Below are 13,664 nucleotides of genomic sequence, written 5' to 3'. Positions count from 1 at the left end.
GGGCTTGCTCGCGAATGCGGAGTGTCAGAACCAAATTAATAGGCTGATCCACCGCATTCGCGAGCAAGTCGAATCGTCGCACCGCCGCTCCCACATTTGTTCTGTGCTGTATCAAAGAATCGGTGAAATAAGCCGCGCCACCCGCATGCCCAGTTGTTGCAAGCGCCGAGTCTCGCGGCTTTCTTCCTGGCTGACTTCATGTGCCAGGGCGAAATCGTCCAGCAGCATCTGCTCCACCTCGCTGGCAAACGCCTCGTCCACCGTCAGCAGCATCACTTCAAAATTCAGCCGGAACGAACGGTTGTCCATGTTCGCGCTGCCGATGGCGCTGATTTCGCTGTCCACCAACACCACTTTCTGATGCAAAAAGCCTGGCTTGTAGCGGAACACCCGCACGCCTGCGCGCACGGCTTCGATCGCATAAAGGCTTGAGGCGGCATAAACGATGCGGTGATCGGGGCGCGATGGCAGCAACAGGCGCACATCAACACCGCGCAGCACGGCCAGGCGTAAGGCCGAGAACACCGCCTCATCGGGCACGAAATACGGGCTGGTGATCCACACCCGTTCGGTCGCCGCATGAATGGCTTCGACAAAAAACAGCGAGCAGGTTTCATACGGGTCGGCCGGGCCGCTCGCGAGCAATTGGCAGAGCACGCCGTCTTCGGGGTAAGTGTCCGGCAAAATCAGTGGCGGCAGTTCGCGCGCCGCCCAGAACCAGTCTTCGGCAAATGACTCCTGCAGGCACGCCACCACTGGGCCGGTGACCTGCACGTGGGTGTCGCGCCAGGGTGCCAGTGGCGGCTTTCTGCCCAGGTATTCATCGCCGACGTTGTGCCCGCCGACGAACCCGGTAATGCCGTCCACCACTACAATTTTGCGATGGTTGCGAAAGTTGACCTGGAAGCGGTTAAGCCATCCGCTGCGGGTGGCGAACGCTTTGACTTTGACCCCGGCGTCGCGCAGCGATTGCACATAACGATGGGGCAGGGCGTGGCTGCCGATGCGGTCGTAGAGCACGTGAATATCCACACCTTCGGCAGCTTTTTCCTTCAGCAGCGCATGCAGCTGTCTGCCAAGCTCGTCGTCATGAATGATGAAAAACTGGAACAGCACTGCAGTTTTGGCGTTGCGTATGGCGTCGAAAATCGCGCTGAACGTGGCTTCACCATTGATCAGCAAACGCACTTCATTATTGGCCAGGCACGGCATGCGCCCCAGTTTTGGCATGGCGCGCAAGGAACCGTAGGCGCTGGAGTTGCGCGCGGCCAGGGCTTCGTCGACCCACGGGCGCCAGTTAAGCTCGGTGATGGCAGTGTGCATTTCCTGGTTGGCTTGGCGACGTGCCTGGATGTACGCGTCGAAGGTGCTGCGGCCGAAGATCAGGTACGGGATCAGCGTCAGGTAAGGCATGAACATCAGCGACAAGGCCCAGGCGATCGAGCCTTGGGCGGTCCTGACCGTCAGCACCGCGTGGATCGCCGCCAGCGTCCCGAGAAAGTGCAGCGTGGCAATGAAGTAGGCGAGCAGGTGCGGGCCAAAAAAATCCATGAACGACGTAACTCCGGGCAATCGAGTGCCTAACAGACCATGTTCCACAGCGAATGTCGCTATTTTATTTGCCGTGCAACACTGGCGGCTTTGCGGCGTCTAACGCCCACAATTACCCAGGAGTTACCCGATGAATGCTCGTCTGCTTGGTTTGGCCATGGTTGTTGGATTGACGCTGCCCGTGGCGGCTCAGGCGCAGATGCTGGCGCCGGGCTTGTGGGAGTTGACCACCAGCAATATGAAAGTCGATAACCAGGACTTGCCGGACCTGTCGCTGATCCTCGGTCAGCTCAAGCAACAGATGACCCCGGAGCAGCGTGCGATGCTGGAAAAACAGGGCATCACCATGGCCGGTAAAGGCGTGCAGGTATGCCTGACGCCTGCCCAGGTCGCCTCCGATTCGATCCCGCTGACCGACCCGCAATCGGGCTGCAAGCAGGAAGTGACCGACAAGACTGGCAACCAATGGAAATTCCGTTTCAGCTGCCCGAAAGCCCAGGGCACTGGCGTTGCAACCTTCCAGAGCCAGCAGGAATTCACCACCACCGTTAACGGTACGTTCAACGCCACCGGTGTCCAGCAGAAGGGCAGCCTGGACACCCACGCCCAGTGGCTGGGCAACGATTGCGGTACGGTTAAACCCCGCGCTTAAACTGTGGGAGTTGGCTTGATCACGGCACAGGTGCACAACTATTGAAGGTTGCCACCTTCTCTGTGGCGAGGGAGCTTGCTCCCGCTGGGGCGCGAAGCGGCCCCTGCTCTTTGCTTTAAAGGCATGGGACTGCTGCGCAGTCCAACGGGAGCAAGCTCCCTCGCCACAGGTTACTTTTTACCCTTCAGCCTTCTTAACTGAATGGCATTAGGGCAAGCCCGCAGGCGTCGGTCAGCGCAGAAAATGCAAAGGCAAGCCCTGGCAGCTGTCGACCACCTGGCCGTTGTGCCACGCCAGGTGGCCGGACACCAGCGTGGTGCTCACGCTGTGGCGAAAGCTGCGCTCGGCGAACGGTGTCCAACCGCAGCGGGCGAGGATCGGCTGGCTGCTCACCGGTTTGCCTTCGGGTTCGGGTTTGATCAGCACCAGGTCGGCCCAATAGCCTTCACGCAAGTAACCACGGTCTGGGATGGCGAATAAATCGGCCACCCGGTGACTGGTTTTTGCCACCAGCGTGGTCAGGGGCAAATGCCCGTCGATGACCAATTCCAATAACGCCGGCAACGCGTGCTGCACCAGCGGCAGCCCGGACGGCGCTTCCCGATAGCCCAACTGTTTTTGCGCCCAGGTATGCGGCGCATGGTCGGTGCCGATCACATCCAGACGATCACTCAACAAGGCCAGGCGCAGCGCGTCGCGGTCGGCGCGGGTCTTGATCGCCGGGTTGCATTTGATCTGGTGGCCGAGGCGATGATAGTCACGGTCATCGAACAGCAAGTGGTGCAGGCAGACTTCGGCGGTGATGCGCTTCTCGGCCAACGGCGTGTCTTCGAACAACGCCAGTTCGCGGGCGCTGGTCAGGTGCAGCACATGCAGGCGCGTGCCATGGCGCTTGGCCAATTCCACGGCAAAGGACGACGAGCGATAACAGGCTTCAGCATCGCGGATCAGCGGGTGGGCGACGGCTGGAATCTGCTCGCCGAAACGCTCGCGCAGGCGTTGCTCGTTGGCCAGGATGCTGGGCGTGTGTTCGCAGTGGGCCAGCAGGATGGTCGGCACTTGCGCAAACAGCCGCTCCAGAATCCGTGGGTCGTCCACCAGCATATTGCCGGTGGAGGCGCCCATGAACACTTTGACCCCGGCCACTTCACGCGGGTCGAGAGCGGCAACGACATCGAGGTTGTCGTTGCTCACGCCAAAGTGAAAGCCGTAGTTGGCCACCGAGTGCAACGCGGCGCGGCGCTTTTTATCGGCCAGTGCTTCCAGGTTCAGCGTGGCCGGGCTGGTGTTGGGCATGTCCATGAAGCTGGTAATGCCACCGGCCACTGCTGCGCGGGATTCGCTGTAGAAACTGCCTTTGTCCGGCGCGCCAGGTTCGCGAAAGTGTACCTGGTCATCGATCATGCCCGGCAGCAGCCATTGGCCTTGGGCGTCGATTTCCACTGGCTCATTGTAGCCTTCAAGGCTGCCGGCGATCTTTTCGATGCGGCCGTTGGCGACCAGTACATCGGCGTCGAATTCCTGGCCTTCATTGACCAGGCGGGCGTTGCGGATCAGCAGGCGGCTCATGGTTCAGAACTCGTTTTGCAGGGCTTTGTAACCACGTACCAGGTCGACGTTGGTACGCGCGACGTCTTCGGAAAACTCCGAGGCGCTGACGCTCACCGGTGGGAATTGCGACAAGTCGGTATTGGGACCGATGCGGGTGGTGGAGGGCACGTAGAAGGCTGCGGGCAAGTCGCGGCCGTCGACCACCGAGTTGTGGCGCACCACGCAGCCATCGCCGACGGCGCAGTTGAACAGCACGCTGTTGAAACCGATGAAAACGCGGTCGCCGACGGTGCAGGGGCCGTGAACGATGGAGCGATGCGCAATAGACGTAAACTCGCCAATCGTCACCGCCGCGCCGGACTTGGAGTGGATCACCACGCCGTCCTGGATGTTGGAGTTGGCGCCGATGGTGATCGGGTCCATTTTGCCGGTGGCGTCGACTTCGTCGGCGCGGATCACGGCGTAGGGGCCGACGAACACGTTCTCGCCGATGATGACCTTGCCGCAGATGATCGCGGTCTTGTCGACGTAGGCCGACTCGGCAATCACCGGCAGGTCGCCGGAGGGGTTTTTGCGGATCATGCAACAGGCTCCGTGATGATGTGAACGTGGTCGCCCACAATGGCGTTGTAGAAACAGGTCGGCCGCCCGGTGTGACAGGCCGGGCCTAGCTGGTCGACGATCAGCAGCACGGCGTCGCCGTCGCAATCCAGGCGCGCCTCAATCAACTGTTGCCAATGGCCGGAGCTTTCGCCTTTGCGCCACAGTTGCTGGCGCGAGCGTGACCAATAGCAAACTTGCCCAGTGGCCAGGGTTTCGCTGAGGGCCTGGCGGTTCATCCAGGCCAGCATCAGCACTTCGCCGCTGCGGTGTTGCTGGGCGATGGCTGCAATCAGGCCATCGCTGTTCCACGGCAGGGCGTCGAGCACGGGTTCGAGTGGAAAGCGGCTGCCAAGGGCAGCCTCTTCCAGGTCGAGCATGCTCAGTGTCATGGCTTGCTCAGGGCGGCGCACAAGGTGTTGAGGTTGTACTCGAACAACCCAGTGAAGGTGCTGGCCGGGCCTTCGGCGGCGAGGGCGTCGGAGTACAGCGTGCCACCGATCTGCGCGCCGCTTTCGTCAGCGATCTGCTTGAGCAGGCGCGAATCCTTGATGTTTTCCATGAACACGGCTTTGACCTTGTCCTTGCGGATCTGGGTGATCAGCGCAGCGACTTCGGCGGCCGAAGGTTCGCGTTCGGTGGACAGACCTTGCGGTGCCAGGAACTGGATGCCGTAGGCCTGGCCGAGGTAGCCAAAGGCATCATGGGAGGTGACGATGCGACGGTTGCCGGCTGGCAGTGCGCCGAACTTGGTCTTGGCTTCGGCCAGCAAACGGTAGATTTCTTTCAGGTAGGTCTGGCTGTTACGCAGATAGTCAGCCTTGTTGGCCGGGTCGGCAGCTACCAGTGCCTTGGTGATGTTGTTCACATAGATTTCGGCGTTGGCCAGGTTGTGCCAGGCGTGTGGGTCCGGAATGGTTTCGCCGTCTTCTTCCATGGTGTGGGAGATCACGCCCTTGCTGGCGGTGACTACGGTGGCTTTGGTTTCGGTGCTGGTGACCAGGCGGTCCAGCCAGGGTTCGAAGCCCAGGCCGTTCTTGATGATGACCTTGGCCTTGAGCAGCGCCTTGGCATCGTCCGGCGTCGGCTCATAGGTGTGGGCGTCGGAGTCTGGGCCGACCATATTGCTGATCTGGATGTGATCGCCACCGATCTGGTGGGTGATGTCATCGAGAATACTGAAGCTGGTGACCACTTGGAGTTTGTCGGCGGCCTGGGCCATCGACAAGGGCAGCAGAAGACTGAACAGCACGAGTAAAGCGCGCATCGGGAAACACCTCATTGGGATGTAAGAGAGGGCGGGCGGCGCAGCAAGCCGTGCACCGGGCCGAAAACCACGGACAGCAAATACCCGCCGCCAGCCACCAGCACGATGGCCGGGCCGCTGGGCAGTGAGTAGTAGAACGACAGCAGCAAACCAAACCACACCGACAGGCATCCCAGCACCGCCGATACCGTAATCAACACCGGCAGGCGCCGGCTCCAGAAGCGTGAAGCAATCGCCGGCAACATCATCAAACCCACCACCATCAATGCGCCGATGGCCTGGAAACCGATCACCAGGTTCAACACCACCAGGGTCAGGAACAACCCGTGGGCAAGTGGGCCAAGGCGGCTGACGGTTTGCAGGAACAGCGGGTCAAGGGTGTCCAGCAGCAGCGGTTTGTAGATCAGCCCCATGGCGATCAAGCTGAAACCCGAGACCCAGAGCATGCCGGTGAGGGTGGTTTCATCCACCGCCAGGGCGGAGCCGAACAGCAGGTGCAAGAGGTCCAGACGCTTGCCGGCGATGCCCAGGATCAGCACACCCGCGGCGAGCGAGATGGGGTAGATGGCCGCGAGGCTGGCGTCTTCGCGCAGGCCGGTGCGGCGGGTGATCCACGCCGACAATCCGGCCATGCTCAGCCCAGCGCCGAGGCCGCCGATGGTCAGTGCAGGCAGGCTGATGCCGGCGAACCAGAAGCCGAGTGCGGCGCCGGGCAGGATGCCGTGGGCAACGGCGTCACCGATCAGGCTCATGCGCCGCAGAATCAAAAACACGCCCAACGGCGCGGTGCTGCACGCAAGCACCAGCCCGCCGATGAGGGCGCGGCGCATGAAAACGAAATCTTGAAACGGCATCCACAATTGGGCGGCGAAGTGCATCAGGCCACCTGCATTTGAGGTTGCGGGCGGATCAGTTCTTTACTGGGGCCAAATACGCAGCCAGAGCTTTTGATTTGCACTACTTGCTGAGTGTGGTGGCGCACGGAGGCGAGGTCGTGGCACACGATCACCACCGTGCGGCCTTCATCGTGCCAGGCGTGTACATGTTTCCAACACAGCGCCTGGCCTTCTTCGTCGAGGGCGGCGTGAGGTTCATCGAGTAGCAGCACCGGCGCTTCAGCCAGGCTCATGCGTGCCAGCAGCGCGCGTTGCAGTTCGCCGCCAGACAAAGCCATCAACGGTCGATGCTCCAGGCCGCTGAGGCACCAGTCTTCCAACACGGCTTGCAGGCGCTGGCTGCGTTGTTCCGGGGTGAGTTTGGTGCCCCAGAATCCGGCAGCCACCAACTCTTGCAGGCTGATCGGAAACTGCCGGTCCAGGTGTTGCTGCTGCGGCAGGAACGACAAGCCGCCACGGCGTGGAACATCCACGCAGACGTTGCCCGCCAACGGCTTTTGCAACCCAGCGATGACTTTGAGCAGGCTGCTCTTGCCCGTGCCGTTGGCGCCAATGATGCCGGTGAGGCTGCCTTTTTCCAGGCACAAATCCAGCGCAGGGGTGAGCGGCTGCCCGGGTGCGCCCCAGCGCAAAGCGTTGCAGGTGATCATGCAGAGTCTCTCGTCCAGCGGCTTTCAGCCACGGCATCGTGCGCGTGCAGGCTTTCGGCGTGGATCACTTTCAGGTGGAAGGCTTTGACGGCATCCGAGCGTTTCAAGGCGAGGTTCAGGCGGCGGGCGGCGTCTTCGCAGAACATCAGGTTCTGCCCATTGGCCAAGGCGAAGGCTTGTTCGTCCGCGCGTTTTACGGCGGTTTGTACGGCGGTGCCGAGGGCGGCTTCGACGTTATCGATCAGGTCTGTGAGTGGCAGGGTGTTCTGGCTGGCGTCCAGTTGGATCGACAGTTGGGCGCTGCTGCGCTGGCTGTGAGGCGTGGCCACGATGCCGTTGGCGCTGCCGAGCCAGGTCAAAACGTCCTCGTGCTGCAACGGCGTGTTGGCAAAATCCTGAAGAAATTGCTGCTGAATCAACTGCCTGGCGAGCGCAGCTGAGCAAGGGCAGGTTGAGGAATAAGTAACGTCAATTTTTAGTTCCACGTGGAACATCTGGTTTTCCAGACGCGCTTCGATGCACACCGGGTAGCCTTTCCAACCGGCCAGCGGGCTGACCAAGGCCGGGCGTTTGAGTAACAAATCCGTGTGAATACGCAAGTAGGCGTTCTTAGATAATCCTTCATGACTCTCGAGAAAGCGCTGCAGTACATTACGCAGAAGTGCAGGTGTAAGAAGCTGCTGGTCGAGCATTTCCAATGCCAGGTACAGGCGTGACATATGAATGCCACGGGCCTCTCCATCGTCCAGGCTCACACCTGCATCGGCGGTGGCTGTCAGGCGTTGGCCGTCGATGAGGATTGGCAGGGCGATGCCGCACATGCCCACCCAGTCGAGTGGCAAGGCTTGCCGTGAAGCCTGCGCGGCGATATCCGGCAGAGTCAGCGCGTTCATGAGCAGGTCCATCGTTGGAAATAAAAAGACATGTTATATTATAACGATTAAGTCGACGATGATTTTTCTGCTCCAGTCTTTCTTCAGTCATGTCGAGCAGGGACGCTCCTTTATTTGCGGTGTTTTTTCATGCACAGACGTCAGCTTCTCAATCTGCTGCTGGTCAGCCCTCTGTTCACCTTTCCATTGGGGGCGTTCGCCACACAGATTCGTAATGCGCGCTTGTGGCGCTCCGACGACAAACTGCGGCTGGTGTTCGACCTCAGCGGCCCGGTGCAATACAAGACCTTCTCCCTGACGTCGCCGGAGCGCGTGATCATCGACCTGAGCGGCGCCGGGCTCAGTGGTGATTTTTCGCAGTTGGCGCTGAAAAACAGCGGGATTACTTCGATTCGTTCGGGGCATTTCGGCAAGAGCGATACCCGCATCGTGCTGGACCTGGCCTCGCCGATGCAGCTCAATAGCTTTTTATTGCCGCCACAGGACGGCCAAGGCCATCGGCTGGTGCTCGACCTGACCAACGCCACCCATGCGCCGCGCCAGATTGCTGCGCAGCCGACGCCATTAGTCGCGCCAGTCGACAAGGCGCACCCCAAGCGCGACATCATTGTGGTGGTCGACCCCGGCCACGGCGGCAAAGACCCTGGCGCCATCGGCTCCAAGGGCCAGCGCGAAAAAGACGTGGTGCTGTCCATCGCCCAACTGCTGGCCAAACGCTTGAAGCGCGAGAAGGGCTTTGACGTGAAACTGGTGCGCAACGATGACTTCTTCGTGCCGCTGCGCAAGCGCGTGGACATCGCCCGTCAGCACAAGGCCGATATGTTTATCTCGGTGCATGCCGACGCCGCGCCACGGCTCACCGCATCCGGCGCTTCGGTGTATGCGTTGTCGGAAGGCGGTGCCACCTCCGCCACCGCGCGCTTCATGGCGCAGCGCGAAAACGGCGCCGACCTGCTGGGCGCCACTACCTTGCTCAACCTCAAGGACAAGGACCCGATGCTCGCCGGGGTGATTCTCGATATGTCGATGAACGCCACCATCGCCTCCAGCCTGCAACTGGGCAGCTCGGTGTTGGGCAGCTTGCAAAGCATCACCACGCTGCACCAGAAGCGCGTGGAGCAAGCCGGGTTTGCGGTGCTCAAATCACCCGACGTGCCGTCGATCCTGGTGGAAACCGGGTTTATCTCCAACACCCAGGACGCCCAGCGGCTGGTGACGGCGCGTCATCAACAAGCCGTGGCGGATGGCCTGTTCGACGGCCTGAAAAAATACTTCGAGAAGAACCCGCCGATGAACAGCTACATGGCCTGGGTTCAGGAGCAGAAGAGCGGCCAGGTCTAACAGCCGGCTATACGGCTGCACGTGAACTTGGCGCTGGCGCCACCCGAGCTGGAAAACCGGTTGATGGTGGTCCAACCCACGCGGCGCGTGTAGCCGACCCACGCCTCACCATCGGACGCCAACCCGGTAAAGAACGTCAGTTGCCCGTAGCGGCTGCTGGTCTGTGCCCAATAGCGTTTGCCGATCACTTCAAAACCGCGCAAATACGTGGTGCTGCCAACCGTCGCCACGCTGTAGGCGTTGCCCAGCGGGTCTACACAGGCCAGCAAGTTGGCGCTGCGCGTGCAGTTCGCCAGCAGGCTCGGCGTTTGCGCGCAGGCAGGTCCTGCCACGCCCAATAACAGGGCACACACCAGGTATTTCATCGCATTTCTCGGGCAAGAAAGTGTTCCAGCATTGCGCCCTTCGTCGTGGCGAGCAAGCGGGGATTGGCTTATTTGTATTGTTATACTATAACATTAACAAACAGCCTGACCCGTGAACCGCTTTCCATGACTGAACAAGACCTTCTGGCCCAACCGCCCGCCGATTACATGAATGACGCTCAGCAAGGTTTCTTCCGAGCGCTGCTGTTGACCCAGCGCGACGACTTGCAGGCGCGTATCGAGGCCGAATTTGTACTGCTGCGCGAGCAGGAAACCAACAGCGACCTGGCCGACATCGGCAGCGCCGAAGAGCAGCGCCAATGGCAGCTGCGCCTGCTGGAGCGCGAAAAAAAGCTCTTGGACAAGATCGACGACGCCCTCGAACTGCTGGCCCGCGGCGAATACGGCTGGTGCCGCGAAACCGGCGAGCCCATCGGCCTGCAACGCCTGCTGCTGCGCCCCACCGCCACCCTGTGTATCGAAGCCAAAGAACGTGAAGAGCTGCGCGAACGCCATAAACGGGCGATTTGACCGGCCAACCCTGATGAGGACTACCTGATGACCAATCGCCTTCCCGTTACCGTGCTGTCCGGCTTTCTCGGCGCCGGTAAAAGCACGCTGCTCAACTACGTTCTGCGCAACCGCGAAAACCTGCGGGTGGCGGTGATCGTCAACGACATGAGTGAAATCAATATCGACGGCAGCGAGGTGCAGCGCGACGTCACCCTGAATCGCTCCGAAGAAAAACTGGTGGAGATGAGCAACGGCTGCATCTGCTGCACCTTGCGTGAAGACTTGCTGGAAGAAGTCACAAAGCTCGCCAAGGAAGGTCGCTTCGATTACCTGTTGATCGAGTCCACCGGCATTTCCGAGCCGCTGCCCGTGGCCGAAACCTTCACGTTTCGTGATGAAAACGAGCAAAGCCTGGCCGATATCGCGCGCCTGGACACCATGGTCACCGTGGTCGACGGCATGAATTTCCTGCTCGATTACCAAGCTGCCGAAAGCCTGGCTTCCCGGGGTGAAACCCTGGGCGAAGACGACGAACGCTCCATCACCGATTTGCTGATCGAGCAGATCGAATTCGCCGACGTGATCCTGATCAGCAAGATCGACCTGATCAGCAGCCGCGAACGCGAGGAGTTGATGGCCATCCTTGAGCGCCTCAATGCGCAGGCGGAAATCATTCCGATGGTGATGGGTGAAGTGCCGCTGAACAAGATCCTCAACACCGGCCGCTTCGACTTCGAACGCGCAGCGCAAGCGCCGGGCTGGCTGCAGGAGTTGCGCGGTGAGCACGTGCCGGAAACCGAAGAATATGGCATCGCCTCCACCGCTTACCGCGCGCGTCGCCCGTTTCATCCGCAACGCTTCTTCGACTTTATCGACCGCCCTTGGGTGAACGGCAAACTGCTGCGCTCCAAGGGCTTTTTCTGGCTGGCGAGCAAGCATCAGGATGCGGGCAGTTGGTCCCAGGCCGGCGGTTTGATGCGCCATGGCTTTGCCGGTCGCTGGTGGCGTTTTGTGCCGAAAAGCCAGTGGCCTCAAGATGAGGAAAGCGTGGCGGCGATCATGGGCAACTGGCAATTGAGCACCGGCGACTGCCGACAGGAACTGGTGTTTATCGGGCAGAACATCGACTTCGCCCAGATGCGCGCCGAGCTGGACGCGTGCTTGCTTAATGATGAAGAAATGGCCCTGGGCGTCGAAGGCTGGCGCCAGTTGGCCGACCCCTTTGGCCCTTGGTATGAGCAGGTAGCCTGATGCTGGCCCCGGTAATTCCCTTACGCCCGGTGATCCGGCAAACCCGTGGTGAAACCCCGCTGGCGCTGTCGGACATCCTCGAAAACGACGTCAACCTGGCGCTGTGGCAGCGCCAGTTGCCCCTGCATATCGCCGAATTCGGCGCCTTGCTGGTGGCGCTCAATGAGCCGTTGGCCGATTCCATGGTGATTGAGCTCGACAGCGAGGACGCTGTGCCGAATTTGCAGGGGTTGGCGTCCAGTTGCCGCGACCTTGAAGGCTACGAGGGTTTTATCGCCGATGTGTCCTGGCTGGTCAGCGCGTTTGCGTGTTTGCTCGGCGCCAAGCGCATTGGCGTGCGGTTGCGGCTGTTGGACAAGGCCATGTGCCCGCGTTTTCACGTCGATCATGTGCCGGTTCGGCTGATCACCACCTACGCCGGCGTCGGCAGCCAGTGGCTGCGTGAAGGCGTGATGGACCGTCGTAAGCTCAGCCAGCCCGACGCGGAACCCACCGAGCGTATCGAGCAGGTCCACTGCGGCGAAGTGGCCTTGCTCAAGGGCACAAAATGGCACGGCAACGAGAACCATGGCTTGATCCATCGCTCACCCGCGCTCAAGGCCGACGAGCGCCGGTTGATCCTGACGCTGGATTGGCTCGCATAACCGCGTAGGATCAAGCGCTCTACCCGGCCTGAATGAAGCCCCATGCTGCAGAACATTCCTACTCACGTGATCGCCGGGCCTTTGGGCGCCGGCAAGACCAGCCTGATCAAACACCTGCTGGCCCAACGCCCGGCCAACGAGCGCTGGGCCGTGTTGATCAATGAGTTCGGGCAAATCGGCCTGGACGCTGCCTTGCTTACACAGGACGACGACGGCATTGCCCTGGGCGAAGTGGCCGGTGGCTGTTTGTGCTGTGTGAATGGTGCACCGTTCCAGGTAGGGCTTGGCCGCCTGCTGCGTAAGGCCAAACCGGATCGGCTGTTTATCGAGCCCTCGGGCTTGGGTCATCCGGCGCAGTTGCTCAAGCAGTTGCGCGAGGCGCCATGGCAGGGCGTGCTCGCGGTTCAGCCGTGTGTGTTGGTATTGGATGCCCAAGCGTTGGCCGCGGGTAAGGCATTGCCGCAAGCGCAGCAGGAAGCGCTGGCCAGCGCCGGTTTGCTGGTAGTGAACAAAGATGAAGCGTTGGATGCCTCACAGCGCCAGGCCATAGAACAGCAACTGCCTGCTTGCCCGATTTACTGGACACGCCAGGCGCAATTGCCACTGACGCAATTGCCCGGCCTGAATGAACAGGCAGGCGCGGCTGTGGATAACTTAGACGTGCCCAAAGGCCTGGCACAGATACCGGCGATCTGGACTGATCCTGCGTTGCCCATTTGCTTGAGCCAGGCTCAGGAAGGCGGCTGGAGTATCGGTTGGCGCTGGCATCCGAGCCAGTCGTTCGACATTGCGCGCCTGCACAGCTGGCTGTCAGGCCATGAATGGCGCCGTGCCAAGCTGGTTATCCACAGCGGCGTTACCTGGGTGTCGGCTAACGCTGTGGATAATAGTCCACTCACCTGGCAACCCAGCGAGTGGCGCCGTGATTCACGTATTGAGTTGATTTTCAGCCAGCCACAGGACGTGGCTGGGCTACAGAGCGCGCTGGCCGCCTGCCGTCAGTGACGGGTCTTGCTGGCGTGATCCTGGCGCCATTGGCTCAGCTCAATGACTTCGGCGCTGGGCAGCGGCGTTTTAATCTCAAACGGGTAGGGCGCCAATTCGATCTGCGCGCTGTGGGCGCCGAACTGAGTGATAGTCCCAGGATGGCGGGCTTCGCCGGTCACGGTGAACTCAAAGTTATAAATGCGCGCCAAGCGGCGCCGACCATTGGCATCTTTCACAAAACCGATGCGTTTGAGCGCCACCGCGCCGTCGAGCAGTTCGATATCCAGCTTGGCGCAATGCTGCTTGACCCGCTCCAGCGCCTTTTCGCGCAGGCCGTGGTTGTGCCACACCCAGGCGGCACCGGTCGCCAACAGCATCAACACGAAGATGTTTCCCAGGGTCAGCATGCGATGAACTCCAACAAAGTGAGAGCAGCTTAACTGTGTCGCTGGTCTGTCGTACAGGCTGCGTTTAGTCGCATACTGCGCGGCCAGAATTCTAAC

The 13,664-nt window shown here is 60.8% G+C and carries 16 protein-coding genes; 6 read left to right on the top strand and 10 right to left on the bottom strand.

Annotated features, from left to right (window positions below):
- Positions 1 to 111: 111 nt before the first annotated feature.
- Positions 112 to 1,551: a cardiolipin synthase gene (gene cls / locus ACTD9P_RS04260; protein WP_438866817.1), complete on the bottom strand. Its 1,440-nt coding sequence runs from the start codon at positions 1,549 to 1,551 to the stop codon at positions 112 to 114.
- Positions 1,552 to 1,681: 130 nt separating this feature from the next.
- Here cls and ACTD9P_RS04255 point away from each other — a divergent pair, with 130 nt between their 5' ends.
- Positions 1,682 to 2,203, top strand: a complete 522-nt coding sequence (locus ACTD9P_RS04255; protein WP_138813226.1) for a DUF3617 domain-containing protein — start codon at positions 1,682 to 1,684, stop codon at positions 2,201 to 2,203.
- Positions 2,204 to 2,434: 231 nt separating this feature from the next.
- Here ACTD9P_RS04255 and ACTD9P_RS04250 read toward each other — a convergent pair whose 3' ends face one another.
- Genes ACTD9P_RS04250 through folE2 form a run of 7 tightly spaced genes read right to left on the bottom strand, consistent with a single transcriptional unit; the run spans position 2,435 to position 8,060 of the window.
- On the bottom strand, positions 2,435 to 3,772 hold the full coding sequence (locus ACTD9P_RS04250) for a dihydroorotase (protein ID WP_200431038.1): 1,338 nt from the start codon (positions 3,770 to 3,772) through the stop codon (positions 2,435 to 2,437).
- A gap of 3 nt (positions 3,773 to 3,775) precedes the next feature.
- Positions 3,776 to 4,336, bottom strand: a complete 561-nt coding sequence (locus ACTD9P_RS04245; RefSeq protein ID WP_170036634.1) for a gamma carbonic anhydrase family protein — start codon at positions 4,334 to 4,336, stop codon at positions 3,776 to 3,778.
- A complete protein-coding gene (gene hisI / locus ACTD9P_RS04240; protein ID WP_438866816.1) occupies positions 4,333 to 4,746 on the bottom strand; it encodes a phosphoribosyl-AMP cyclohydrolase in 414 nt (137 codons plus the stop codon). Before hisI ends, ACTD9P_RS04245 begins: the two co-directional genes overlap by 4 nt.
- Positions 4,743 to 5,621: a metal ABC transporter substrate-binding protein gene (locus ACTD9P_RS04235; RefSeq protein ID WP_065932043.1), complete on the bottom strand. Its 879-nt coding sequence runs from the start codon at positions 5,619 to 5,621 to the stop codon at positions 4,743 to 4,745. The genes hisI and ACTD9P_RS04235 overlap by 4 nt, the downstream gene beginning before the upstream one ends.
- 11 nt (positions 5,622 to 5,632) lie before the next feature.
- Complete coding sequence (locus ACTD9P_RS04230) at positions 5,633 to 6,499, bottom strand: metal ABC transporter permease (RefSeq protein ID WP_438866815.1); 867 nt, start codon at positions 6,497 to 6,499, stop codon at positions 5,633 to 5,635.
- Positions 6,499 to 7,167 carry a metal ABC transporter ATP-binding protein gene (locus tag ACTD9P_RS04225; RefSeq protein WP_170036642.1) on the bottom strand — a complete coding sequence of 223 codons (669 nt, stop codon included), beginning with the start codon at positions 7,165 to 7,167 and terminating at the stop codon, positions 6,499 to 6,501. The genes ACTD9P_RS04230 and ACTD9P_RS04225 overlap by 1 nt, the downstream gene beginning before the upstream one ends.
- Positions 7,164 to 8,060 (bottom strand): GTP cyclohydrolase FolE2, encoded by an 897-nt coding sequence (folE2, locus tag ACTD9P_RS04220; RefSeq protein ID WP_438866814.1) that lies wholly within the window; start codon positions 8,058 to 8,060, stop codon positions 7,164 to 7,166. Before folE2 ends, ACTD9P_RS04225 begins: the two co-directional genes overlap by 4 nt.
- Before the next feature lie 129 nt (positions 8,061 to 8,189).
- On the opposite strand from folE2, the gene ACTD9P_RS04215 reads away from it, so the two are divergent.
- Positions 8,190 to 9,401 carry an N-acetylmuramoyl-L-alanine amidase gene (locus ACTD9P_RS04215; RefSeq protein ID WP_438866813.1) on the top strand — a complete coding sequence of 404 codons (1,212 nt, stop codon included), beginning with the start codon at positions 8,190 to 8,192 and terminating at the stop codon, positions 9,399 to 9,401.
- On the opposite strand, the gene ACTD9P_RS04210 is transcribed toward ACTD9P_RS04215, so the two are convergent.
- Entirely contained in the window at positions 9,398 to 9,766 is a 369-nt protein-coding gene (locus tag ACTD9P_RS04210) for a glutamine synthetase (RefSeq protein WP_438866812.1), read from the bottom strand. The genes ACTD9P_RS04215 and ACTD9P_RS04210 overlap by 4 nt on opposite strands.
- A gap of 126 nt (positions 9,767 to 9,892) precedes the next feature.
- On the opposite strand from ACTD9P_RS04210, the gene dksA reads away from it, so the two are divergent.
- The 4 genes from dksA to ACTD9P_RS04190 are packed head-to-tail and all read left to right on the top strand — an operon-like array spanning position 9,893 to position 13,179.
- Positions 9,893 to 10,297: an RNA polymerase-binding protein DksA gene (gene dksA, locus ACTD9P_RS04205; protein ID WP_438866811.1), complete on the top strand. Its 405-nt coding sequence runs from the start codon at positions 9,893 to 9,895 to the stop codon at positions 10,295 to 10,297.
- A gap of 27 nt (positions 10,298 to 10,324) precedes the next feature.
- The gene (zigA, locus tag ACTD9P_RS04200) at positions 10,325 to 11,530 is read left to right on the top strand and encodes a zinc metallochaperone GTPase ZigA (RefSeq protein ID WP_058421083.1); all 1,206 of its coding nucleotides are present in this window, start codon (positions 10,325 to 10,327) and stop codon (positions 11,528 to 11,530) included.
- A complete protein-coding gene (locus ACTD9P_RS04195; RefSeq protein ID WP_438866810.1) occupies positions 11,530 to 12,174 on the top strand; it encodes a DUF1826 domain-containing protein in 645 nt (214 codons plus the stop codon). The genes zigA and ACTD9P_RS04195 overlap by 1 nt, the downstream gene beginning before the upstream one ends.
- A 42-nt stretch (positions 12,175 to 12,216) precedes the next feature.
- Entirely contained in the window at positions 12,217 to 13,179 is a 963-nt protein-coding gene (locus tag ACTD9P_RS04190; RefSeq protein WP_438866809.1) for a CobW family GTP-binding protein, read from the top strand.
- On the opposite strand, the gene ACTD9P_RS04185 is transcribed toward ACTD9P_RS04190, so the two are convergent.
- Positions 13,173 to 13,568 carry a DUF3301 domain-containing protein gene (locus tag ACTD9P_RS04185; protein ID WP_058421086.1) on the bottom strand — a complete coding sequence of 132 codons (396 nt, stop codon included), beginning with the start codon at positions 13,566 to 13,568 and terminating at the stop codon, positions 13,173 to 13,175. The genes ACTD9P_RS04190 and ACTD9P_RS04185 overlap by 7 nt on opposite strands.
- Positions 13,569 to 13,664: the final 96 nt, after the last annotated feature.

Source organism: Pseudomonas onubensis, assembly GCF_965653655.1.
Classification (GTDB): domain Bacteria; phylum Pseudomonadota; class Gammaproteobacteria; order Pseudomonadales; family Pseudomonadaceae; genus Aquipseudomonas.
This window is presented reverse-complemented; position numbering and strand designations above follow the sequence as displayed.

Bases quoted from the DNA above. Each gene is read 5' to 3' on its own strand.
- cls (WP_438866817.1), bottom strand. From the start codon at position 1,551: ATGGATTTTTTTGGCCCGCACCTGCTCGCCTACTTCATTGCCACGCTG.
- ACTD9P_RS04255 (WP_138813226.1), top strand. From the start codon at position 1,682: ATGAATGCTCGTCTGCTTGGTTTGGCCATGGTTGTTGGATTGACGCTG.
- ACTD9P_RS04250 (WP_200431038.1), bottom strand. From the start codon at position 3,772: ATGAGCCGCCTGCTGATCCGCAACGCCCGCCTGGTCAATGAAGGCCAG.
- ACTD9P_RS04245 (WP_170036634.1), bottom strand. From the start codon at position 4,336: ATGATCCGCAAAAACCCCTCCGGCGACCTGCCGGTGATTGCCGAGTCG.
- hisI (WP_438866816.1), bottom strand. From the start codon at position 4,746: ATGACACTGAGCATGCTCGACCTGGAAGAGGCTGCCCTTGGCAGCCGC.
- ACTD9P_RS04235 (WP_065932043.1), bottom strand. From the start codon at position 5,621: ATGCGCGCTTTACTCGTGCTGTTCAGTCTTCTGCTGCCCTTGTCGATG.
- ACTD9P_RS04230 (WP_438866815.1), bottom strand. From the start codon at position 6,499: ATGCACTTCGCCGCCCAATTGTGGATGCCGTTTCAAGATTTCGTTTTC.
- ACTD9P_RS04225 (WP_170036642.1), bottom strand. From the start codon at position 7,167: ATGATCACCTGCAACGCTTTGCGCTGGGGCGCACCCGGGCAGCCGCTC.
- folE2 (WP_438866814.1), bottom strand. From the start codon at position 8,060: ATGAACGCGCTGACTCTGCCGGATATCGCCGCGCAGGCTTCACGGCAA.
- ACTD9P_RS04215 (WP_438866813.1), top strand. From the start codon at position 8,190: ATGCACAGACGTCAGCTTCTCAATCTGCTGCTGGTCAGCCCTCTGTTC.
- ACTD9P_RS04210 (WP_438866812.1), bottom strand. From the start codon at position 9,766: ATGAAATACCTGGTGTGTGCCCTGTTATTGGGCGTGGCAGGACCTGCC.
- dksA (WP_438866811.1), top strand. From the start codon at position 9,893: ATGACTGAACAAGACCTTCTGGCCCAACCGCCCGCCGATTACATGAAT.
- zigA (WP_058421083.1), top strand. From the start codon at position 10,325: ATGACCAATCGCCTTCCCGTTACCGTGCTGTCCGGCTTTCTCGGCGCC.
- ACTD9P_RS04195 (WP_438866810.1), top strand. From the start codon at position 11,530: ATGCTGGCCCCGGTAATTCCCTTACGCCCGGTGATCCGGCAAACCCGT.
- ACTD9P_RS04190 (WP_438866809.1), top strand. From the start codon at position 12,217: ATGCTGCAGAACATTCCTACTCACGTGATCGCCGGGCCTTTGGGCGCC.
- ACTD9P_RS04185 (WP_058421086.1), bottom strand. From the start codon at position 13,568: ATGCTGACCCTGGGAAACATCTTCGTGTTGATGCTGTTGGCGACCGGT.